Genomic DNA, 25143 nt, shown 5'->3' on the forward strand with positions numbered 1-25143 from the left:
TCGTGTGTGTTAATTAATTCCCAGACAATCTCTATTCAATTGCTGTTGTTTTTTTAACGGTGAAATAAAGTTTTCTTCGCGTTCTTTATTTGTTAGACAATGGCGTTTATAGGGAAGAGCGTTGATTGCCGCTTGTGCGATACCCTCGCTAATTGCTGGCAATGTATATACTTTATTCGTATTTGAAAGCAGCAATAGACGGTCATTTTGTTCATCAAACGCCAATGCTTGATTGTGATAATCCTCACTTTGATAAAATAGTTTTCCCGTTGCAACTTCATATATGCTCGGCTTGCTGCCATTTAAAATAACGTACTTATTCGACACAGTGGCCGTTAAGTTGTTAGGTTCGGTTAAAGTATTGAAGCGATGCTGTTCCTGTGCGTTTTGGCTATCATACACGATTAATTCTTGATCTTTTAAACCAACAATAAATTGTTGTTGATGTGATTTGTACGATTTAATGTCAGAATCAAATTCCAATTGTTTCAGTAACTCACCAGTGTTGAGATCATACATAAGCAAACTACGTTTTGACTTTTGCACTATCAACCGCTGCGTCGCTTCGATAAAAAATCCACTACCAATGTTGATCAACTTATCTATTGTGGCAATCTGCATGGCTGTATTTAAGTTATATACTTGCCCACCCGAATTATAGCTCGTGGTAAGTGCAAACAGGCCTGTTTCACTAACTATAAGTTTATCAACCGTAATATCATCCGCTAATTTAAACTCAGCCAATAAAACTTTACTTTCTATATCAAATTTTGACAGGGTGTTACTTTGCCAATCACTTTTCAAAAGGACAAGCTGAGCTTCGTTAGCTGTGAGTGCAATATTAGCGATATTAATATCATCGCTATCTTGACCAAACTTAAGGTAGTCAGCTTTTTTATATCAAACACCTTAGTACTGTTAAACTGACAATTAACAGTTAAGTAGCGACCACTTTTCGACCAAGCATTAGCTGCTAGTCTAGCTGAATTGCATAATGTAAGTGTTTGCTGGATATCACCTTTCCCGGTATCTATTAGGTAATAACGCTGTTCATTTTCATGGCTTGGTGTTAAAAGTTGCTTGCCATCAGCACTAAATTGGCTGCCCCATATTTTACTCTCAGGTGATAATACAAAGTGGGGTTGAGTTTTATCTAGTTGCCACAACGCAATCGATTTTTCTTTACTGGACACCCCGAGTAATAAATTATTTTTCAGCTGTAACTTAGGTGCGCCCTGCAATGTAAAAGTCGTCATTTCTGTGCCTGTTTTTACATCCCATACCCTCACTGTGTTATAAGATATGGTCAATAACATAGTGCCATCACTGGTAAAGGCTGCATCAGTTACATCACCAAAGTGGCTCAATGGGCCGCCTGTATTTGTTTTAATATTCCAAAGGACTGGCGCTTTTCGTAAACCTCGAATAAATTCAGCATTAGTAGCATCTTTTACAATAGGCTGAAAATTCGACATGATAAACATATATTCGCCTGAATTATCTGTCAGCGCATGCATTCCTGAGCTTTCCCCTTGGATTTCTCCTGTTACTATCGTTTCAACTCGAGTACCCTTATTATCATAAATCAATAGACCTCGACTATCTGATGTAAAGCGCAGTTGTCTTGCCAAGCTACCCGTCGTCCCATAGCTGATATCTAATTCGATATGTCGGATCAGGTCCCCTGTAAACGCATTTAATATACTGGCCTTACCAAATGCAACAGGAGAGATCAGGAGATATTTACCATCGGAGCTTAGAAGTAATTTATCATTAGTAAAATTGTTGGATGTTGTGTGATCAAAAATAATTTTCTGCTCTGACACTGACCAGGCAATGATGCGATTCATAGCAGACAAGGTGTAAACTATACTCCCGTCTGGACTTATCAATACCTGCGCTATATCTACATTGAGCTTCGTTGTTGCTAGCTGAGTTAATGATTTACTATCCCACAAAGTGAGTTGGCCTTTATTTGACGCCGTGACTAATTTTGTTGCATCTTCACTTTGTGCAAAAGCAACAATCGCCTGCTCTGCGGCAATCACTTTATCTTGAGCCATTGGGTGATATGACAAATACTGTAACTTGCCATCACTCAAAGCAAACAAACCTTGCTCTGCATTAAATTCAACCTGAGAAAAATTTTCAGCCCCTTTATAGTGAAAGCGCTTATTAGTGGCATAAATTGCTGTTCTTATTTGACCAATATCATCAGGCATTGGCCGCTCCCCGCCATAATGACCTGGTAACGCATTCAAACCTAATAACAAAGCAAGGTCGTGCTCGCCGTTGCTATTCGCTTGGCGCGCTCGATCCATTAAAAAGCGACTTTGATTTAACAGTGACGCATCACGTTGCTCGGTCGCTAATTGTTCATTCTTTACTGCTCGTTGTTGAGCAAAAAAAGCCATGATCCCTGCCGCAATTGCAACAATAGCTAAGATGGCAACACCACTTAACCATTGTCGTAAGCGCTTGGCTTTTTGCTGAGCAAGCTCTAATTGGTAAGCTTGATCGCGCTTTGTTAATGCGCCCAGCGGTACTCCGATAATGCCAGCAATAATTTTTAACAGCATTAGCTGCTGCTGAGCTTGATAACGAGTTACTCGTTCGTTTATTACTTTAGCCGACACTGAGCCTGAGGCTTTTAAATACTGTCGATAAGCTTCTATCGATGCCCAGCCCTGCTCAAGCACCCCATCATGGTTAACCCTAAAATCTGCTGCCAACGGTTCAGCTAGTTGTGATGTAGGCTGACCGTTAGCATCATATGCATATTGTAAGGGCTTAGGAAAGCATTCATCACTGGCGGTAAAACCCTGCTCTTGTTTACTGGTATCCCAACTTGCGTTTGGTTCGCCATCTATCATTGCTGCAATAATTTGATCCGAACGACCTAGTTTTTTAAAGTAATCAATTTCGTCAGCTACATAAGTTGAAGCAACCGCATTAGGTGAACACAACACGATTAACAAGCCGGTATTATCAAGTGCGCGGGTAATCGCATTGGCTAAATCGGCATCTGCGGGGAGCTCTTCTTCATCACGAAAAATAGGAAAGATCCGTTCTGGGATTACATCCCCTCGAGCATTCTTTTGGCCAACTAAATCTTTAGGTATTTCATAGGTTTCAATTGCTTGGTGTAACCAGGTTGCCCATTGACGCCCTGTTTGTTTATTGTCTGCATGACGATACGAAATAAATGCTAAATATTGATGAGTTAACTGTGACTCACTCATATTTAAGTACCTCTTACAAAGTCAACAATATACAAATCACCCTTCGCTGTTTGCGGTTTTAGCGGGTAGCTCACTGCAAACTCTTCTGGAACTTTATTTTTCCACCAATCAACAACATCAGCGGTGCCGCCTAAACCTCTTCCAGCGTTGCCATCCCATACTGCAATTAAATCATCCGCAATAGCCACTAAATGTGCACCTAATGCAGCATATTGATTAGCACGAGCAGGATTAGTTGCCTCTTCCATATCAGCAACATGCTGATACACAGGTGGGATCTCGCTATACCAAAGTGATTTTGCAATGAATTGTTCAAATTCATTAGTGTCATTATCAAAATCCATTTTATAGAGCTCATAAGCCATTGGCAGTAACGCTATAAATGGGGCACCCAAAATAATTTTGGCGCGCTCAACAACCAACCGATCAGCTCCTTGAGCCAAGCCACTAACAAATTGAAAATGATCATTTGGGTATCGTTGTTTAATTTGCAATAAGGTAGCATCAATCGAGGCTACCAACTCGCTGTATTTTGACGTCGCTAAATCATTAAAGCGATGCCCTGTTACTGCAATTGTTCTTACTCGTTGCAAGCCAAACTCAAATTCACTGCTATTAGCCATGGTTTGTAGGTCGGTTACAGTACTTGTAAAAAAATCATTGTTACCTTGCTGTTGCAGAGTATTGAGTTCACGCCACGGTTTTAATAATGGATGCTGCTTGGTTAAGTTAGACCGCACATCATTAAATTGCCAACCATCAATGCTGCGCTCAGCACACCAACGCGTGTGCTCCATAGCCGACATAAGAGTAAGCTCACTGGCGTTGATTTCAATTCCCTGAGCCGTTGTGCAAAATCGTGCGCCAATTGCTGCGAGTTTGTTATCCCAACTCAAAGCAAACGCACGGTTTGCTTCTTTTAAGCTATATGGCAATGCTTGCCATGAGGTAGGCTGGCTGTCGTCATTGTTGCTGGCCAAATAACTGTGCTCATGAGTGCGTTTTGCTATTAAACTGCCAAGCGGTTGGGTAATAGCACTGATATTGATGTCTTTACTATTGTTATTGAAAGCATATAAATTATCTGGAATTTTTTGATTTTGCCGCGCGGGACTATCACCAATTTCAGCATGATCAGTGGCATAAATAATCGGTGCCATAAACAAGCAATGGTTGAACATTGCGTTTCGTAGCGCCAATGCCACTTCAAAGCTATTTAAGCTTTCATTTTCAAATACATATACTTGTGTTACATCTTTGAGTAACATTGCAAGACGTTGCTGCTCAGCAACTAACTGAGCAACATCTTCATCAATGACCTGCAACTGTGTTGCTGCGGCAATAGCAGCAAACTCAGCTTTTAAGCTGCCATTCGGCTTATCAGTAATGAACGTAATCGTTGGCGTTTGTAAACTCTTATAAATTGCATTTTTGGCTATCGTTCGTGCTAAATCTAGCGCATTATCATTACAGCCAAAGATAATAATATGCGCCCGCGATACACCTTGAATATTGGCATAAGGCTGTATTGGATAACGCTGTAATAAGTGTTCCGCTAAAATTTGGCTTTTGCGCCAAAATCGCAATTCAGTTTGAGTGTTACTCATAAAGCGCGGTAATTGATTTAATTTATCAGCCAATACTCGGCTATGTAAATGTACAAAAACCTGAGGAGAGTTTTCGCCTTCAACAGCATTTAAATAAGGGAGCACTTGCTCTGCTATGGCGATATTTTTATTGTCATCACCACAGCAAAAAAATATATTTTTCGCATGCCGTACATTTAACTTTTTAACCACCTTTAGATTGATTTCACCATTGAAAACAATCGCACCTCGGCGTTTTAACAGTGCAATATTACTATTTTGACTTTGATGCTCTATCGCTATTACTTTTTTACCTTGCTCAAGCGCCGACACGGCAATAGCAGAGCCTTTATTACCAAGGCCTATGACCAACTCAAAACCATTACGCGGACGTAATAAAAATGCCAATAATTGTTTTGCACCATCAAAAATCAATACAAAGAAAATTAAAGCCGTGGTTAGGGGGGCTGCAAAACGTGCAAACTCAATAAAAATATTCATATGTTGAGTTTTATGAAGATCTTGTGTCCAGTCTCCACTAAAGGCGAATAACCCAGCTATAGCGTATATATTGTTTGCTAACGGTTCATTCCATTTGGGGGTAAGTGACAGCCCGAGTAAGCCAACCAGCATGATGAAAATAAATAAACCAAATAGAAACAAACTCGATTTTTTTTCAGTATCCATAACACCTAAATTATTATTATTTATAAATTCACACTTAATAATAACGGCACATCTTAGTTACTGCCAGCTATTCTGAGTAAAGTATTAACAATTACATTGCATAAGTAACCGGTTATTACAACAAGGTAAGGCCCATGATAGGTAAGTTTTATATTATCAGCTGCTTTCTTTAAGGTCATTCATAGGGGATATAAGCAACGAGTATAATTTTGCTTTAAGTACACTTTTCTTAGTCATAAACCGCCAGCAACATCAATAAAACTTCCGGTAGTAAAAGAGGCTTGCTCAGACGCTAAAAAGTAAATTGCAGCGGCCACTTCTTCAGGCCCTCCGCCTCGTCCTAAAGGAAGCTTTTGTTTGAGTCTATCTACTCGATTGGCTTCTCCACCATCACGGTGCATGTCAGTATAAATAAGCCCAGGTCTCACGCCATTCACGCGAATATTTTGCTTCGCAACCTCTTTAGCTAGACCGATAGTTAGTGTATCCACAGCACCTTTAGACGCGGCATAGTCGATATATTCATTAGCTGATCCTGTTTTTGCTGCACCCGACGACACATTAACGATACTACCGCCATTTGGCATACGCTTTATCGCTTCACGACTACATAGAAAAACGCTGGTGATATTTGTCGTCAATACCTCATTGATGCGTTTAGCATCCATACCAAGTAACGTCATTTGTGGCTTTAAAATACCGGCGTTGTTGATCAGTACATCTAGCTTGCCAAATGTATTATCAATACTTTCAAACATGGTAATTACATCGACTTCACTAGAAACATCAGCTTGCAACATAATAACCTTCACACCACAACCTTCAATTTGCTGCGCTACTTTTTTCGCTTCAACTTCATTTGTTTTGTAATTAAGACAGATATCGTAACCATGGCGAGCGAAATGAATGGCAGTCGCAGCCCCTATTCCACGGCTAGCGCCGGTTATTAGTACGACTGGATTTGAGCTCATTGTCTATCCTGAGGGTTAAGTTTTTTAAACGACCTATTGAGTTTGTGCTTTTCTATCAGGCCGCTTAAAGGGATTATTTAATTGCAGCGACAACTGATATCTCTACCAATAATGCATCTCGCGCCATTTTAGCTTCCACACACGCACGAGCTGGTGCGTGCCCTGCTGGTACCCACTCATCCCACACCGCATTCATATCAGCAAAGAAGTCCATGCTTTTTACATAAATAGTGGCACTAAGCATATGCTCTTTTGAGCTTCCTGCTTCATCTAAGAGTGCTTCTACCTTATCAAGCATGGTTTGGGTTTGCTCTTTAATACCTTGCTCTGCATCTGCACACACTTGACCGCATAAGTACACGGTGCCGTTATGTTTAACTATGCGGCTCATACGCGCACCCGTTTGAAGACGTTCGATAATCATGTTCATTCTCTCGTTAATTTATTTGGCGCTAATTTAACAAAGTAAGACCAAGAAGGTTAACTGTCTAAGATGAAATAATTTCTAGACATCAACACTAACTGGTGAGTGTATACTCAAATATTGGCTTTTTTTTCTCAGTATCATCATAACTGATCACCGCAACAGCCCCCGTGTTAAATATAGGCATATTGCCATTACTCAGCTGATCAACCAAATAGCTAACAATTGGCATGTGTGCCACCACCAGCCAAGTATCACACTCAGGGTGTAATGCGATTAAGGTTTCAAGGTAGTCAGCCGCAACTTGCGGATTTCCTTCAGGGATAATGTCTGTACAGGTTTCTTCAAATAAAAATGCGTTATTCTTTTTAACGCCTTGCGCTGTTTGTTGGGCTCTTGTGAAAGGGCTCACTAATAACGCTGTTGGAGTATAGGTCGTGTGTAACCACTTACCCATTTTTTCTGCTTGCTGTTGGCCAACTAGGGTCAAATTTCTACTTGCATCGTCTGCTTGCATCGGTGTTGCTTCGCCGTGACGCATAATTAGGATTGTTTTCATAAAAAATCAACCGATTAAAGAATATAAAACAGTAGCCAGTTTGCCCGTTTGTCCGCTATATTAAAGCAATATAACCTATCGCTTATGATATTCAGGTATTAAGGCATCGCAGTTAAATACTGTCCTGAAGATATCATGTGTTGTAAACAAGTAAACGTAAGTTTCAGGAGCATCATTTGAATATCAGCCGTAATGATAACAGAACATACCACTCCCTAACACTGGACAATGGTCTAAAAGTGTTAATAGTGCAAGATAAAGATTCAACTAAAGCCGCTGCTTCAATGGCAGTTAACGCAGGACACTTTGATGACCCCATTGATCGGCAAGGCTTAGCCCACTTTTTAGAACACATGCTTTTTCTGGGTACAGACCAATTTCCAGAATCAAATAGCTTTAGCAACTTTGTATCTCAGTCAGGTGGCAATACCAACGCGTGGACCGGGACCGAGCACACCTGTTACTTTTTTGATATTAATAATCAAGAGTTTGAACATGCATTAACACAATTTAGTCGCTTTTTTATCGCGCCACTTTTGAACCCCGCTGAAACAGAAAAAGAACGTAATGCCATTGAAGCTGAATTTAAATTAAAAATAAAAGATGATGGACGTCGTATATATCAAGCGCACAAAGAAACTGTTAATCCAGCCCACCCTTTTGCTAAATTTTCTGTTGGTAACTTACAAACTTTAGCTGATCGTGAACTCTGCATAAGTGATGAATTAAGAGCTTTTTTTTGACACTCATTATCAAGCTCAATGGATGACATTGGTTGTTTGCGCAAACGAAGAAGTGGCTACCATGCAACAGTGGGTAAAAGCGCTGTTTAACGGTATCAAAGGTTGTAATATTAAAAAGCCTGCGATTGAAGCACAGCTCTACCGCGAGCAAGATTTATGTAAAGTGTTACATATTGAGCCTCATAAACATATGCAGAAGCTCATTGTTAGCTTTGCTATGCCTAATATCGATGAGTTTTATCGCCATAAAACCGTCAGCTTTATTGCACACCTGTTAGGCTATGAGGGGCAAGGCTCTTTATACTCCATTTTAAAAGAGCAAGGCTGGATCAACGCTCTCTCCGCTGGTGGTGGAATAAATGGCAGTAACTTTAAAGATTTTAATATCAGCATGGCGCTGACTGATGAAGGCATAGAGTATTATGAAGACATTGTTGAAATGGTGTTTGAATACATTTGCTTAATTAATCAAAATACCGACAAACTACCACGACTTTATCAAGATAAGAAAAACCTATTAAAAATAGCGTTTGATAACCAAGAAAAAGCACGGCTTATAGATTGGGTGAGTAATTTAAGTGTCAATATGCAGCATTACGACGAAGCCAACTATGTCCAAGGTGACTATTTGATGGAGGGGTTTAACCAGCATGCCCACGAAATAGCCATGCAATGGTTAGTGCCGAACAATATGCGTTTGGTGCTCATTCATCCCGATGTTGAACCTGAGCATAAAACTCAGTGGTATCATACACCTTACCGCGTCGAAGGGTTATCTAGCTGTTGGCTTGAGGCGCTTAGCGAAATAAACACGCCACTACCTGAAATGTTATTACCAACTGCAAACCCCTATTTAACTAAAGAGGTGGCTTTATTTGATGTAGAACAACCGCAAACTAAACCCACGTTACTAGTAAAAGAACCCGGTTTTGATTTCTGGTTCAAACAAGACAACACTTTTCGGGTCGCTAAAGGACACTTTTATTTAGCAATGGACTCTGACTACGCGGTTAAAGATATTAAACACATGGCACTAACACGGCTATTTGCTGATTTATTTATGGATAGCGTAGCCGAACAATTTTACCCAGCTGAATTAGCAGGTTTAAGCTACCATTTAACCTCGCACCAGGGCGGACTAACACTGCATACAGCGGGTTTATCATCAAGTCAATTGGAGCTTGTAGATGAGCTACTAGATGCGCTGTTTAATGTTGATATCTGTGCCAAACGCTTCGCTGAATATAAAAAAGCAGTTGGTGCGCCATTGGCGAAATAGCAACCAAAATAAACCTGTTGGCGAGTTGTTTAGTGTGCTTGGCGCGAAAGTCATGCCATGGAACCCTGAACCTGAAGAACTCGCAACGGCGTTAAAAGACACCAGTTTCCATCAGTTTAACTGCTTTCGAAGAGAGTTTTTTAAAGCGCTACATGTTGAGTCTTTCTTACACGGGAACTGGCGAGAAAGTGATGCAATAGAGTTTCAAAAAGAGGTCGCCAATCATTTAGCCAAATCTGCAACAATTGCTGATTTACAACGCCCATTGTACGAAATTGATAAAATTACCCGTGCCCAGCTTGAGTTAAATTGCAGTGATAATGCCATGGTAATTTACTACCAAGCGTTAACCAGCAACGTTAGCGAAAAAATCAAAATGATGGCGTTAAATCATTTAATTAACCATGATTACTTTAATGAGCTACGCACCAAGCAACAACTAGGTTACTTAGTAGGAGCTGGGTATGCCCCCTTTAATACTCGCGCAGGCATCGCTTTTTATGTCCAGTCACCAAATTATAGCGCAACAACATTGCTAGAACGCCATAATGAATTTTTAGCTAATTTCGTTGGTAACCTAAATACCATTGATGAGCAACAGTGGCAAATACAAAAACATGGTCTTAAAACCCATATAGCCGAAAAAGATAAAAACTTACGTTTACGTTCACAAAGGTTGTGGCTTGCTATTGGTAATCAAGACCATGAGTTTCACATGCAGAAAAAGCTTTTAAACGCATTAAAAGAACTAACGCTGTCACAAATGAAACGTTATATACTCGACACCTTCAATGATGATAGAGCAAGATATGAGCTATTGAGCGTTGCAAAATTAAAGAAACAAACAAAACAAGCTGTTTACTCGCATTCTCTTTGACACAACCTGACGCTTCTATTAGATTATCTAGTGAAGATTAATGAAGTGCACAATGATAATAAAAAAAATAACAATAAAACTAACTGTATTTGTATTTTTACTACTCAGTTTTAACCCACTTGCTTATAGCGAGCAGTTAGTAGATAACCAAACCTTAATGGTTTATATACCCAGCGCATTTATTGCGCTGGTTTTACCGTATCTGTTATTTACCATTCACAGACTGCGCCGCTCACGTAAACAGTTACGTGTATCAGAGCACCGTTTAAAAAGCACTGTTGAAGGCAGTGGCGATACCTTGTGGGATTGGAATATCGGATCCGGTGAAGTATTGCGTATAAACGACAAATACATGATGGATCGAAACACCCAAACAGACTTCCCCCCTAACAAGTCGCTGATCCACCCTAATGACATATCCAGTGTTGAGCTTTTACTCAAACAACATTTTGCCGAACAAACCGCTTTCTTTGAAGCTAGTTATCGTATTAAAGATAGTTTCGACCGTTGGCGTTGGGTACTTGATCGCGGCAAAATTATCGAGAAAGATGCCAGTTTAAACCCATTACGAATGACCGGTACTGTCCGTGATATTACCTTATTAAAATCAACTGAAGCCCGCCTAAACCTATTTGCAAAGTGTGTTGAATCACTTACTGATGCTTTGGCTATTTACGACAAAAACTTTAATCTGGTTGATTTAAATCCAAGTTTTTTAAGTCAATTTGGCGGCAACCGTGAAAACTACCTTAATAAGCCTTTCACCTTGCAGGGCTATGAAGATAGCTACATAGAAGAGATAAAAAATACCGTGCGTCGCACGGAGCATTGGCAACAAGAAGTGAAACTACGTAATAGTGACCGCAAAGTATTACCTATTGAAATTTCTATCGACGAAATAAAAAATGAGTACAATCAAATCTGTAATTATGTGGTGGTATTTTCAGATTTAACAGAGCGTAAGAAAGCCGAGTCGCAATTACATAATTTATCCAACCGAGATAGAACTACTGGCTTGCCTAATCGTAACTTGTTTTTTACTGATCTAAAAAAAATTGGCAAAGCAAGATAACCACCATGCGCTATTAGTTTTTGATTTAGATAACTTCAAAAAAATCAACGACTCACTGGGCCATCAACTCGGCGATAGTTTATTAGCAAAATTAGCCATGCGGCTAAATAAGCTCACCCGTGAGAAAGACGTATTTTACCGCTTAGGTGGTGATGAGTTTGCTCTTGTAATGTCTGGTACAAACGATATCCACACCATCACTCGAATGGCAAAACAGTTTTTAGCCGCTATCGCGACGCCATTTAAAATGGCGGGACATGAATTGGTGATCACTTCTAGTTTAGGTATTGTGCTATTCCCTGAAGACGGTAATACGCCAGAGCTGTTGCTTAAAAATGCCGACACAGCTATGTATCACGCAAAAAAGAAAGGCAATAGTTACTTATTTTTCAACGATACAATGAATCGCCAGGCCGTTAAACGCTTACAAATCGAAAACTTAATGCGATTTGGTTTAAAAGAAGATCATTTTGAGGTGTATTACCAACCAAAAATGAACATTCGAACTGGCAAGTTCACCGGTATGGAAGCTTTGGTTCGCTTTATTACACCGAAAAAAAGGCATTATTAGCCCAGGCGTGTTTATTCCTATTGCTGAAGAAACAGGTCAAATCATCGAAATAGGTGAAGTGGTATTAAACAAAGCCTGCCGAGATGTGAAAGAGTGGCTCGATGCTGGTTTATTTAACGGCCGAGTAGCGGTAAATTTGTCAGCAAAGCAATTTAGCTTGCCAGATTTAACTACGCGTATTGACGTGATTTTACAAAAAAATGCACTACCGTCTTACTTTTTAGAGCTTGAGATCACTGAAGGTACTGTAATGGATGACCCACAAGACGCTATATCGATTATGCGCTCACTCAGTGCTCGTGGTATTCACTTAGCTATGGATGACTTTGGCACCGGCTATTCATCACTTGCGTACTTAAAACAATTCCCACTTAATACATTAAAAGTTGATAAAGCATTTATTGATGATATGGAAAACGAACGTGGCCGCAATATGGTCGATTCGATTGTCACCATTGCCCACAACCTAGATTTACATGTTGTTGCAGAAGGTGTTGAAGAAGCGCAGCAAATAGCAATTTTAGAGCAACTTAATTGCGAGACCATGCAAGGTTATTATTACTCTAAGCCTTTATCAAAAACAGAATTTACCGCATTTTTGCAAAAACAACTTAATGAATCAGCGCCGAGTTTAATTCATCAAGCCTAAGGGCGCCAAATGCACGCATTGACCCCAACACCCCGTAATAAAGCTCTACGGTAATGTAAGTTAAATAAACACCATGCTATGGGCCCTAGCAAGCCTGCTAGCATAACCCAGCGTTTAACCGGCATGCCTTTTTTGATTACATCCAAATACATAATTGCGATACAAATTGCGCTAATCAAAAAATACAAAAGAGACCTTATAAAATTGGTTAAAAATAAAGCGCGCAGTGTAACTTATGTTCACCGTTGTTTAAACTCTAATATATGAATAATGGGTATTCGTGTCATTCATAATAGATACAAAAAAGCCGATAATGCATCGGCTCTTAATGACTATCTAATGAGCTAAATTATTACTTTTCAGCACGGCCCATAAACTTTTGCTCTGCAGTATTAATACGAATGCGGTCACCCGTTGAAATATGTTCAGGCACTTGAATAGTTAAACCAGTTGATAAACGTGCTGGTTTAGAAGCGTGCGCTGGCTGATGCCCCTTTAATAGATGGATCTGTTTCTTCAACTACCAGCTCAACACTTGATGGTAAGTCTAAGCCCACAGGTGCGCCATCAATCACAATAACGTGTACGCCTTGTGTTTCTTCATTAACAAATAAAATCTCTTCGCTGATAGCGTCTTTATTTAGGTTATATGGCGTGTAATCTTCATTATCCATGAACACATATTCATCGCCATCGATATAAGAAAACATTGACTCACGGCGAATTAAGTCAGCAAGCTTTAACATATCACTGTCTTTAAACGTTTCATCAACTTTAGCACCCGTTACTACATCATACAGACGCATACGGTATAAACTACCACCAGCGCGGCCTTGTGGCACAGATCGAACAATATCTTTAACCACTAAAACGCGATTATTGAACTCAATGGCATTACCTTTTTTAACTTCACTTGCCTTAGGCATTAGTGTATTCCTATAATTTATTAATCATCAGAAACATACCATGAAGTTATTTTTCTGCAACAAGAAAATCCCAGCAAATAGCGTTATGATTGATAATTCTAATAAATTATACCTATTGGACGTTTTTTCATGACTAAACTACGAAAAAAGCTGCTATGGTTAAGATACCGTAAATGACTTCAAGGACTGGATCATGGATCAACACACAGCACATGAGTATTTAACAACTAAACCTCTGGTTATGGTTACCAAACCTTTTGGCCAAGAAGTTGATGTATATAAAGTAAATCATAAAATGTTTGCTACATTATCGGTCGGTAATGAAGGTGAAACAGATGAAGATGGCAACCTAATTTGGTGGATGAACTTAAAATGTGACCCTGATGAAGCACAAGCTTTACGGGATCTTTTTCCTTCAGTGATACCTGGCTATCATATGAATAAACGGTTATGGAATACTGTTATTCTTGATGGCTCTATCCCTCAAGGCGAAATTGAGCGCATGATTGATAATTCATTTAATTTAGTTGTAGCAAACATGCCTGAAAAAGATCGCAAAGCGATCGAGATTCACATGTGATGCATCTATTGCACTGGGCACCTCGCTTAGTGCAATACTTTCCCCACAAGTTTTCTCAGTATACCTTAAATACACACCTCTACTGTGCATCAAATAGTCTATATGCAATGTGATTTTATGCGTTAGTGATTTTATGTAGGCATAAAAAAACGCACCTCAAGGGTGCGCTTTTATCAGGTTTAAACCTTAAGACTTTTTATCGTCTTGTTGTTCATCGGTGTTTTCATCATCACTGTCAGACTCCGTAGCTTGCGTAATAATAACCTCATCCGCAGCAGCTTCAACAGGCAACTCTTCAACAACGTTTGGTTGTTTTTCAGCTTGAGGTTTGTTGTCTGTTGTAGCGACAGGCTCAACTTGGTAAAAACTCGCGCCTTTATCTGCCATATCGACCAAGGTATCACAAGGGGTAAATACAGGGTTGTAGTTAGCAAAGGTCGCCATTTCTGAGCTCACTTTACTTGCGCCAAGTTTATCCATATAACTGAATGGGCCGCCCAAAAATGGTGGGAAGCCAATACCAAATATCGCACCAATGTCGCCGTCACGTGGGCTTGCAATAATGCCATCATCTAAACAACGCACTGCTTCGTTTAGCATTTGAGCTACACAACGCTTAGCAATTTCGCTTTTATTTAAACGTGGTGATGGGCTTACTCCTAGTAACTCGTAGATTGACTCATCCACTTTTTTGGCTTTTTTATCATAGATATAAAAACCACGACCTGTTTTACGGCCTAAGCGTTTTGCGTCAATTAAACGACTAAATGCATCAGGGGCTTTAAAGCGCTCACCGAGTTCTTTTTCAAGAATTGGGGCTATTTTAGAGCCTATGTCGATACCTACTTCATCTAATAATGCCAACGGTCCAACAGGAAAACCAAATTCAACAAGTGCCGCATCAATTTTATCAATTGGCTCACCTGCAAGAAGTAAGTTAGCCGCTTCATTGACATAAGGCGCTAAAATACGGTTTACGTAAAACCCTGCCATGTCTTTAACAACAATCGGTGTTTTACCCTGCTTACGGGCAAAATTTACCACTCGAGCAATGGTTTCTTGAGACGTACCTTCATGTGGAATAATCTCAACCAATGGCATTTTTTCAACTGGTGAAAAATAATGCAAGCCAATTACATTTTCAGGACGAGCTGCTTGTGCCGCTATTTGCGAAATAGGTAACGATGACGTATTACTCGCAAAAATAGTGTTGTCTTGGCACTCACGTTCTACATCTGCAACCATACCTTGCTTAAGGCTTAAATCTTCAAATACCGCTTCAATAACAATATCAATGTGCTTAAAGCCACTGTAATTAGTCGTGCCGGTTATTTTACTCATGGTTTGCTGTAAATCAGCTTTAGATAAAATACGCCGCTTTTGCTTTTTATCTAAAATTTTGTAGCTGTAATTCATGGCATTACTAATACCCTGCTCTGCTACATCTTTAATACGAACAGGAACACCTGCTTTAACTGCGCTAACATGTGTAATACCTGCGCCCATCAAACCACCGCCTAATACGGCTGCTTTTTCAATGGCTGGGGCATCATCGTTGCGCCACTCTTTTTTCATCTCAGTAGTAGCAAAGAATATCCCACGCAGTGATTTTGATTCATCACTCATTACCAAGGTTGCAAAACCCTCGGCTTCTGTTTTGTAGGCTTTTAATTCATCAAGCTCAACACTTGCACGCACCGCTTTAATGATTGCCAATGGTGCGGGGTAATGACCACCGGTTTTCTTCAATACGTTTTCTTGGGCTTTTTTAAAGATGATATTGCGGCCAAATGGGTTTGACTCAAGCAATTGACTAATACGGTCAAGCTTTGGTTTCGGCGCTTTTGCTTTACCTTTTAAGGCAAACTCTTTCGCTACACGTAGTAAAACAGTGTGCGGTACGCAGTCATCAACTAAACCCGCTTTTTTAGCTTGTTTAGCACGAACTTGCTTACCTGTTAGCATCCACTCTAGGGCTTTTTGTAGGCCAACTAATTTTGGTAAACGTTGTGTGCCACCGCCACCAGGTAATAAACCAAGTTGTACTTCCGGCAGGCCTAACTTAGTAATATCGCTGTTTGAACACACACGGTAATCGCACGCTAGCGCAAATTCTAAACCACCACCGAGAGCCGCACCATGAATAGCGCTGACCGTTGGGAATGGTAGCTTTTTCATATCAAAAAACGCACGGTGGCACAGCTCGCTGATTGCTAGTGCATCTTCGCGTTTTTCAACGTTATCAAGCATTTTGACATCAGCACCAGCGATAAAGTTATCGCTTTTACCGCTAATAAATACCATACCTTGTACAGCTTGTTGTTTTGCATTATCAAGCAGTGCTTTTAAATCATCGGCAAAGGTATCGCGCAGGGTGTTCATTTTCTCACCCGGCACATCAATAGTTACAACGGCTAAACCGTCTTCAATTTCTAAACTAAATACTGAATCTGTCATTACGCACTCTCCAATACAAAGGCTGCACCTAAACCACCAGCCGCACAGGCGGTAGTCAAGGCTAAACCACCGCCACGGCGGTTAAGTTCGTGTAAACTTTGAGTGATAAGTCGTGCGCCAGTTGCTGCAAATGGGTGCCCATATGCAAGCGATCCGCCCATCACGTTAAACTTATCCATGTTAATTTCACCAATGGCCTTACTACGGCCAAGTTTTTCTTGGGCAAACTTATCTGAGGCAAACATTTTCATGTTAGCAAGTGTTTGCGCTGCAAATGCTTCATGCATTTCAATTAAATCAAGGTCAGCTAGAGTAATGCCCGCTCTATCAAGGGCGATAGGTGTGGAATGGGCTGGTCCCATTAGCATGTCTTCATGCACACCGATTGCTGAAAAGGCAAAGCTGCGCACATAACCTAAAATGTTATAGCCCAATGCTTTTGCTCTACTTTCACTCATCATCAGTACAGCTGCCGCACCATCGGTTAATGGCGTTGAGTTTGCAGCGGTAACTGAACCATGTTGACGGTCAAATGCAGGTTTTAATTTTGCATAACCTTCAACGGTTGAGTTATGGCGAATATTGTTATCTTGTTCGATAAAGCTCTTATAAGGTGGTAAATGCGCTGTCATTACTTCTTCAGCTAATTTGCCATCAGCCCATGATTGACTGGCAAGCGAGTGTGAACGATGTGCTAACGCATCTTGATCTGCGCGGCTAATGTTATGCGTCTTCGCCATTTGCTCAGCTGTTTGACCCATAGACAAGCCCGTTGAATACTCGGCTACTGCAGGCGGTACTGGCATTAAATCTTTTAAGCGCAGTTTTGAAAATATTTTTAAACGCTGGCTAAAAGTACGCGCTTTGTTTAAGTCAACCAAGCTACCCGCCAGTTTCTTGCTTACACCGATAGGTAACACTGAAGAAGAATCTGCGCCACCGGCAACACCTACTTGGACAGAGCCGGCCATTATTGACTCAGCAACATTCGCAATGGCCTGAAAGCTAGTCGCGCATGCGCGAGACACTGAATAAGCATCAACCGATACCGGCATACCTGTGCCTAACACAATTTCGCGAGCAATATTTGGCGCTTCAGGCATTTGTACCACTTGGCCAAATACCAATTGATCAATTTCTGACTTATCAAAATTTAAGCGCTCTAGCATTTCATTAACCACTAGTTTACCCATATCAAGGGCTGGTACATGATGGAATGCAGTTGCTTGTTTTGCGAACGGTGTACGTAAACCACTAACGATGGCGATACGATCGCCTTTTGCTGTTTTAAGTATGTTTTGCTCAGACATTTATGCTCTCCCGCTGACAGGTCTGACCTGTTTGTTTTCCTCGATTCTAAACAACCCGTGTACTAAAGCCAATAGCGAAATTGAAAATAGTGTAATTAGTTACCAACAATAGGCTTTTTTTTAACTATTTACAAAATTATCGGTTCTTTATATGTTAGGGTAAAAATCGTTAAAAAATAACGAACTATTTTGTAAAATTAGGTCTAACACTTGTGTTTTACCCTATTTACCCATATTACAAGTTAAGCTTTTTTAAACCCGTGCTAACGAGGATACTCTTTTTACTATGGCCGCTAACGCTTTTTCACAACTAAAAACTTACTTAGATAGCCAAATTATTGGCCAGCCAGAATTAACTCAAGCATTACTGATCGCCATTTTAGCCGATGGCCACTTATTAGTAGAAGGCCCGCCGGGGCTTGCCAAGACTCGTGCTGTAAATGCATTAGCCAAAGGTGTTGAGGGCTCATTTCAACGCGTACAGTTTACGCCTGACTTGTTACCTGCGGATGTAACCGGTACTGACATCTACCGCCAGCAAACCAGTGAATTTGTATTTGAAAAAGGCCCTCTATTTCATAACCTAATTTTAGCCGATGAAATAAACCGTGCCCCAGCCAAAGTTCAATCTGCATTATTAGAAGCGATGGCTGAACGTCAAGTTACTGTGGGGAAAAATACCTACCCTCTGTCTGATTTGTTTATGGTAATGGCAACACAAAATCCACTAGAGCAAGAAGGTACTTATCCATTACCAGAAGCCCAACTTGATCGCTTTTTATTACACTTAAGCATTAATTACCCAGGAGCTGAGCATGAACGCGATATTTTACGCCTTACTCGCGGTGAAGCACTAAGCGAGCATCAAGTACCTGAACAACAAATAAGCCAAGCAGACTTATTTGCCGCCCGTAAAGATATTTTAGGGTTATATCTTGCCGAGCCACTTGAACAGTATTTAGTACAACTGATTATTGCCACCCGAGAAGGTGCACAATTTGACGAACAACTAGGCCGCTGGATTGAATATGGCGCAAGCCCACGAGCGACAATCGCTCTTGATAAATGTGCGCGCGCACACGCTTGGCTACATGGTCGCGACTTTGTTGCACCTGATGATATTCAAGCCGTGCTGCATAATGTATTACGTCACCGTATTATATTAAGTTATGAAGCCCAAGCTGATGGCGTAACAAAAGATCAAGTGATCAGCCGTATTTTAGAACTTGTTGCCGTACCCTAAATTATGCAAAGCGAATTAGATAATCAAAGCTGGCTTAAAACCAGCCACAGTCATGGCGTAAACTTAGCGTTAAAAGAGCTAATGTATTATAAAGCTAAGGCTCGGCTTTTAGAGCTTGCACCCAAAGTAAAAATTAAAAACAGTTTAACTGGACAATACCTAGCACCGCATAAAGGGCGAGGTATGGAGTTTGCCGAAGTACGTCATTATCAACAAGGCGATGATATTCGCTCTATTGATTGGCGTGTTACTGCACGTACAGGTGAAACCCACACTAAGTTGTTTCAAGAAGAAAAAGAGCGACCAGTATTTGTTTTTACTGACTTTTCTAATTCGATGTTGTTTGGCTCAAAGTTATTGCTAAAATCAATACAAGCCGCGCACATTAGTGCGTTAGTTGCGTGGTCAGCCTGCCAACGAGGCGACCGTATTGGCGGTATCGTATTTAATCAGCATGAACATTTAGAGCTAAAACCCAGTGCCCGAGAAAAAGCCGTATTAAAGCTTTGTCATAATCTATGTGATAGCCACCAACAGGCGCTTGCCAAGATTGACCAACCCGCAACACATAATTTTAGTGATAATTTAAAACGCCTCAACCATTTAGCAAAGCCTGGTAGTCTAGTTTATTTGGTCTCAGATTTTAGCGCGCTAGACGATGCTAGCTTTAAGCAACTCGAAATACTCAGTCGTCACTGTGAGTTGATTGGTTGTCATATTAGCGATCCATTTGAGCACCAATTACCTGCTTTTAAGCAAACAGTCACCGTCAACGCGAATGGGAGTGACTTTGCACTGCCGTTAATGGATAAAGGCTTTCGCGATACTTTTGCCAAAACAGCCGCTCAAGCTTTTAGCACGCGAATGGACAGGTTAACTAAATCAGGCCTTAATTTAATATCATTCAATGCAGCTTCTCCTTTGGAACTGCAGTTAGTGAGAAAGTAAATATGCAAGCATCCCCGTTAGATGGCCTTCATGATGTCATTGTGCCAGAACAAGTAGCATGGTGGCCGCTCGCACCAATTTGGTGGTTCATTATCGCTGCTATTGCTGTAGCCGCTATTTTATTAGCTATAAAACTATACCGTGACAATCAATTTAAAAAAGCAAAGCGTTACGCCATTGCACAAAGCGAGGCCGTAGCAAACGACAGCGCACAGCTACATATACTGATCAAACGATTAGTTTTGCATTACTACAGCCCTGAACACGCCAGTGCTGGAACAAAAAGAATGGTGTATCACATTAAATAAACTCACTGAGCAACATTTTAGTGAACAAGAACTCATGAGCCTTTATCAAGCAAATACTGCACAACCAGCGTTAGCTACCAAGCTAAAAGCTGGCATTAAAACAATTTAAGCTTAAGGAGTCGCTAAATGTTTGAATTTAGTTGGCCTTGGCTATTTATTTTATTACCTTTACCGCTACTATTACGCCTATTTAAGCCAGCGACCAGTGACGCACAAACCCAGTTACGTATACCTGGCTTTGCTAGGCATAATTTAGCAAGTCAGGTAGCAAAACAGCATCCACGTAACATTAATATATTAGAATGGCTTCTTTGGGTGTTACTAGTATGTGCTGTTGCAAACCCTACATGGCTTGATGAGCCAATCACCTTGCCGAATGAAGGCCGCGACATTATGCTCGCAGTTGATTTGTCTGGCTCAATGACAGAGCAAGACATGGCCTATCAAGGGCAATATGTTGACCGCTTAACCATGGTCAAAGCCGTACTGAGTGACTTTATAGAGCAACGCCAAGGCGACCGCTTAGGACTCATTTTATTTGGTGATACCGCCTTTTTGCAAACCCCACTCACACGAGATGTTAAAACGGTCAGCCAAATGCTTTCAGAAGCACAAATTGGTTTAGTAGGCCGCGCGACAGCAATCGGGGACGCGTTAGGGTTATCTGTAAAACGGTTTGCAAGTAGAGATGAAAGTAATCGGATTGTAGTACTGCTTACTGACGGTCAAAACACCGCTGGTAATTTAGACCCTGAAGAAGCCTTACTTTTAGCACGTGAAGAAGGTATAAAAGTGTATACTATAGGTGTTGGCTCAGATAACCCACGCGGCTTTAGCTTATTTAATATGGGTGGAGCCAGTGGTGGCAGCTTAGATGAAAGTCTACTGAAACGCATTGCAGAACAAACTGGTGGTTTGTATTTTCGTGCTAAAAGACGTGGCTGGATTACAGCAAATTTACCAAGAGCTAGATAAACTTGAGCCAATCAGTGCTGATGAACAAACTTTTAGGCCACAAAGCTCACTGTTTTATATCCCCTTATTAATAGTACTTGCCATTATTACGCTGCGAATGATATTGATCACTGCACGTGCTTTTAAACAGGAGGCCTAATGGACTTTGAATTTATACGCCCAACTGTTTTATGGTTACTTATTCCCGTGGCAGCATTATTTATTGTTGCGTTAATTAAGCATAAAAAAACCAACCAAGGTGAATTAATAGCACCGCATTTGGCACAATTTGTCATAGGTTCTGAAAATAAAACGACCGGGCAACCCATGTGGTTAGTGGCATTCTTTTGCGTATTAGCAGTGCTATTTAGTGCAGGTCCTAGCTTTGAGGAAAAACAAGTACCTGTATTTCAGAGTAAGAATGCCCGCGTGATTGTAATGGATATGTCGCTGTCAATGTACAGCACTGATATAGCTCCGAGCAGACTTATCCAAGCTCGCTTTAAAGCACTGGATATGATTGACCTATTTAAAGAAGGCGACACAGCACTTGTCGCTTATGCAGGCACTGCTTACACTATTTCACCACTAACAAATGACGCAGCGACTCTTGAAAACTTAATTCCGAGTCTTAGCCCTGAGATCATGCCAGATAAAGGTTCAAACGTACTAGCAGGCCTAGATGAAGCAAAAGAGTTACTAACCCAAGCAGGTTATTTAGAAGGTGATATCATTTTGATCACCGATGGCATTGAGCAAAATGAGCAATCCGATATCAACCAATTTACTGCGGCTAATCGTTACCGGCTCAATGTATATGGTGTAGGCACAGAGCAAGGCGCCCCGATAAAGTTACCTGAAGGCGGCTTTTTAAAAGATAACTATGGTCAAATTGTAGTACCCACTATAAACACATCTCGCTTGTCGGGTATTGCTAATAACAGCGGCGGAAAATTTGCACTTTATCAACCAAGCGCCCGTGATATTTCAGTATTCGCGCCAAGTGCCAACACTGAAACCCTCAAAGATGAAAAACAAAGCCAAGCGTTATGGCGAATTGATGCGGGTATTTATGGTTTGTTTATTTTACTGCCCTTAATGATGTGGTTTTTTAGAAAGGGTGCCCTACTCGGCGCATTTATGGTGGTCTGTTTTTTACCTCAACAAAATGCCTATGCAGTAGAGTTACCCAGTATTTTTAAAAACCAAGACCAACGCGCGTTAGATGCATATCAACAAGGCGAATATGAACAAGCCGCAAGCGCTGCCCATTCAAGTCAACTTAAAGGGGCTGCACTTTATCAGCAAGGTAATTTTGAAGGTGCATTACACGCATTTAGCCAAGACAAAAGCGCGACTGGTTTATATAATTACGGTAATGCTTTAGCCAAAGCAGGCAAATTAGATGAAGCGATTGACGCTTATAAACAAGCGCAAGCATTACAACCAAATTTTGACCAAGCCAAAGAAAACCAAACCTTGGTGGAGCAGTTAAAAAACCAACAGCAGCAACAAAATCAAGATTCACAGGATGGTGAACAAGGCGATAACCAAGAGCAACAAAACGAGCAAAACCAAGATCAGCAAAATCAAGATGAATCACAGCAAGGTGAGCAATCAAAACAAGACTCTCAATCGCAGCAAAACGATCAACAGGGCGAGCAATCTGACGAGCAAGATAAGTCACAAGACGGTAACCCTTCGGCTGTGCAAAGTGATGAGCAAAACAAACCTGAGATGGAAGCAGAGCCTGAACAACCACAGCAAAGTGAATCAAACGATTCACAACAAGCATCAGATGAAGAGCAGTCAGAACCGAGTGAACAAACTCAACCGCAATTGAGTCAAGAGCAACAAAAACAGGCAGAAGAAGCGGCAAAGCAACAAGCAATGCAAGCACAAACTGCGCAGCTGACCAATGAAGAAAAAGAAAAAGCCCAGCAACTAAATCAGTTACTGCGCAAAGTACCTGATGATCCTGCTATTTTATTACGTAACAAAATGCAATTAGAAGCACAAAAACGAAACTATCAACGTCGTCCACAAGGAGTCGAAAAATCATGGTAATGCGATTATTTTGCTGTTTATTGCTTATCAGCGCTATGCCCCTGTGGGCAATGACACAACTGCAAGCCAGTGTTGACAAAAACCCTGTGTTAGCCGGTGAGTTTTTTATGTTAACAATCAGTGCTGATGACACAATAAAGAACGATCAGCCCGACACTTCAGTGCTACTTAAAGACTTTGTGGTTGGCCCGACGAGTGTAAGCACCCGCACCAATATCGTTAATGGCAGTATTTCTAAACAAACTAACTGGTCAATTAAATTAATGACCCGAAATGCCGGTGATTATACAATTCCGGCTTTCACTGTTGCAGGTATCAGCTCACAACCAATCGCATTAAAGGTGTCAGAGCGCAGCAAAGAAACTGAACAAAATAACGACATTTTTATAAAGTCATCTATGTCATCTGACTCCTTATTTGTGCAAGAGGCCGGTTTATACACAGTTAAACTCTACCTTGCAAAGGAATTACTCGATGGTAATTTAACTGCGCCAAGTATGCCTGATGCGCAACTAAGTCAAATCGGAAAACAGCAAGAAGAATATGAATTGGTTGATGGTAAACGCTATTTAGTGATCACGCGTGAATATTTAGTGCAACCGCAAAAAAGCGGTGTTTATACCATTGAAGCCCCTGTTTTTCAGGGCCGCGTTAGACAAAACTACCGCCAGTTAGAAGTATCAGCTATGGGTGAAAGTACCGATGTTGAGATCAAACCAATTCCGAATGATTATCAAGGTGCATGGTTACCCAGTGAGTTGGTTAATTTAGACGAGCAATGGCAACCTGATAGCGATACTGTCGAAGTAGGCACCCCCCATTACCCGTACACTAACGCTTACCGCCTTGGGCATAACCAAAGAGCAGTTACCTGATATTGAACTCCCTGAGATAAACGGTATTCGTAGCTACCCTGATGAAAAAGAAAATAACCACCTTGTGCGTGATGGTCGCGTTATTTCGCAGCAAACTGCCTCATATGCACTGTTACCACAAACGCCAGGTACATACACCCTGCCTGAAGTCAGCGTGCCTTGGTACAACACTAAAATTAAGCGTATTAGTTATGCAACTTTGCCTGCACGGACAATTACTGTTACAGCAAGAAGCCATTTACCTGCTACAGTCCCTGCAATACCTCAACAAACTGAAGGCATGACACCGCTAAATGAAAACTCAAGCAATATCAACACAATAACAGTAAAAACAACGCCAATGTGGTTAATCATTGTTTGTATAATTGGTTACTTGCTGTGGCTAATCACCTTGTTACTTTGGTGGCGCAGTAAAACAACCCACGAACCAAATGTACAACCGCAGCATGTATCATCAGTTGTACGTCCTTCACTTAGTGAGTTAAAAGCCAAGAGCAAAAGCAACGATCTATCTGCATTTCATCACGCACTTAATCGATACGCTATAAAAATGACAAAGCAATCAAATAGCGCTATTGATGCGTTAATCGAGCAAGTAAATGATCAGCAACTTAGCGAACAAATTGCTAAACTAAGGGCTGCACTCTATAGTTCAAATAGTGAAACGGTTGATTTAAGTGTGATAATTAAAACATTAGAGCTACACACTTCCTCAGCACAAAAAAAATCAGAAAAATGTTTTAAAAGGACTTTATTAGTATACTCAACAGCTTGCATAGTAAATATGCAAGCAAACTATCCCTTAATATAAAAAA

Annotated in this window: 12 protein-coding genes and 6 pseudogenes; 9 read left to right on the forward strand and 9 right to left on the reverse strand. The window is 40.8% G+C overall.

The window, feature by feature from the left end:
* Nucleotides 1–9: 9 nt before the first annotated feature.
* From ACU8V8_RS10620 to sixA, 6 genes and pseudogenes are all read right to left on the reverse strand, one after another.
* Nucleotides 10–804, reverse strand: a complete 795-nt coding sequence (locus ACU8V8_RS10620) for a hypothetical protein (RefSeq protein WP_446887451.1) — start codon at nucleotides 802–804, stop codon at nucleotides 10–12.
* Nucleotides 801–3242, reverse strand: coding sequence for a toll/interleukin-1 receptor domain-containing protein (locus ACU8V8_RS10625; protein WP_446887452.1), 2442 nt, complete (start codon nucleotides 3240–3242; stop codon nucleotides 801–803). Before ACU8V8_RS10625 ends, ACU8V8_RS10620 begins: the two co-directional genes overlap by 4 nt.
* Nucleotides 3243–3244: 2 nt before the next feature.
* Nucleotides 3245–5515, reverse strand: a complete 2271-nt coding sequence (locus ACU8V8_RS10630; protein WP_446887453.1) for an NAD-binding protein — start codon at nucleotides 5513–5515, stop codon at nucleotides 3245–3247.
* Between the two features lie 233 nt (nucleotides 5516–5748).
* A complete protein-coding gene (locus ACU8V8_RS10635; protein ID WP_446887454.1) occupies nucleotides 5749–6486 on the reverse strand; it encodes an SDR family oxidoreductase in 738 nt (245 codons plus the stop codon).
* Between the two features lie 73 nt (nucleotides 6487–6559).
* A complete protein-coding gene (locus ACU8V8_RS10640) occupies nucleotides 6560–6910 on the reverse strand; it encodes a RidA family protein (protein WP_446887455.1) in 351 nt (116 codons plus the stop codon).
* Between the two features lie 81 nt (nucleotides 6911–6991).
* Nucleotides 6992–7469, reverse strand: a pseudogene (gene sixA / locus ACU8V8_RS10645) (phosphohistidine phosphatase SixA).
* A gap of 176 nt (nucleotides 7470–7645) precedes the next feature.
* On the opposite strand from sixA, the pseudogene ACU8V8_RS10650 reads away from it, so the two are divergent.
* Nucleotides 7646–10368: pseudogene (locus tag ACU8V8_RS10650) on the forward strand (insulinase family protein).
* Between the two features lie 157 nt (nucleotides 10369–10525).
* Nucleotides 10526–12660: pseudogene (locus ACU8V8_RS10655) on the forward strand (putative bifunctional diguanylate cyclase/phosphodiesterase).
* Between the two features lie 352 nt (nucleotides 12661–13012).
* On the opposite strand, the pseudogene efpL reads toward ACU8V8_RS10655, so the two are convergent.
* Nucleotides 13013–13586, reverse strand: a pseudogene (gene efpL / locus ACU8V8_RS10660) (elongation factor P-like protein EfpL).
* Nucleotides 13587–13779: 193 nt separating this feature from the next.
* Here efpL and ACU8V8_RS10665 point away from each other — a divergent pair.
* Complete coding sequence (locus ACU8V8_RS10665) at nucleotides 13780–14166, forward strand: MmcQ/YjbR family DNA-binding protein (RefSeq protein WP_446887456.1); 387 nt, start codon at nucleotides 13780–13782, stop codon at nucleotides 14164–14166.
* Nucleotides 14167–14352: 186 nt separating this feature from the next.
* Here ACU8V8_RS10665 and fadJ read toward each other — a convergent pair whose 3' ends face one another.
* Together fadJ and fadI are read right to left on the reverse strand one after the other, a co-directional pair.
* Entirely contained in the window at nucleotides 14353–16623 is a 2271-nt protein-coding gene (fadJ, locus tag ACU8V8_RS10670) for a fatty acid oxidation complex subunit alpha FadJ (RefSeq protein ID WP_446887457.1), read from the reverse strand.
* Nucleotides 16623–17933 carry an acetyl-CoA C-acyltransferase FadI gene (fadI, locus tag ACU8V8_RS10675; protein ID WP_087531774.1) on the reverse strand — a complete coding sequence of 437 codons (1311 nt, stop codon included), beginning with the start codon at nucleotides 17931–17933 and terminating at the stop codon, nucleotides 16623–16625. The genes fadJ and fadI overlap by 1 nt, the downstream gene beginning before the upstream one ends.
* A gap of 286 nt (nucleotides 17934–18219) precedes the next feature.
* Here fadI and ACU8V8_RS10680 point away from each other — a divergent pair, with 286 nt between their 5' ends.
* From ACU8V8_RS10680 to ACU8V8_RS10705, 6 genes and pseudogenes are all read left to right on the forward strand, one after another.
* Nucleotides 18220–19176: an AAA family ATPase gene (locus tag ACU8V8_RS10680; RefSeq protein ID WP_421959566.1), complete on the forward strand. Its 957-nt coding sequence runs from the start codon at nucleotides 18220–18222 to the stop codon at nucleotides 19174–19176.
* 3 nt (nucleotides 19177–19179) lie between these two features.
* Nucleotides 19180–20124, forward strand: coding sequence for a DUF58 domain-containing protein (locus tag ACU8V8_RS10685; protein ID WP_446887458.1), 945 nt, complete (start codon nucleotides 19180–19182; stop codon nucleotides 20122–20124).
* A gap of 2 nt (nucleotides 20125–20126) precedes the next feature.
* Nucleotides 20127–20432 (forward strand): DUF4381 domain-containing protein, encoded by a 306-nt coding sequence (locus ACU8V8_RS10690; RefSeq protein WP_446887459.1) that lies wholly within the window; start codon nucleotides 20127–20129, stop codon nucleotides 20430–20432.
* 126 nt (nucleotides 20433–20558) lie between these two features.
* Nucleotides 20559–21546: pseudogene (locus ACU8V8_RS10695) on the forward strand (vWA domain-containing protein).
* Nucleotides 21546–23453, forward strand: a complete 1908-nt coding sequence (locus ACU8V8_RS10700; RefSeq protein WP_446887460.1) for a VWA domain-containing protein — start codon at nucleotides 21546–21548, stop codon at nucleotides 23451–23453. The pseudogene ACU8V8_RS10695 and the gene ACU8V8_RS10700 overlap by 1 nt, the downstream one beginning before the upstream one ends.
* A pseudogene (locus tag ACU8V8_RS10705) lies at nucleotides 23447–25139 on the forward strand (BatD family protein). The gene ACU8V8_RS10700 and the pseudogene ACU8V8_RS10705 overlap by 7 nt, the downstream one beginning before the upstream one ends.
* Nucleotides 25140–25143 lie beyond the last annotated feature (4 nt).

This window comes from Pseudoalteromonas sp. SaAl2, assembly GCF_052947895.1.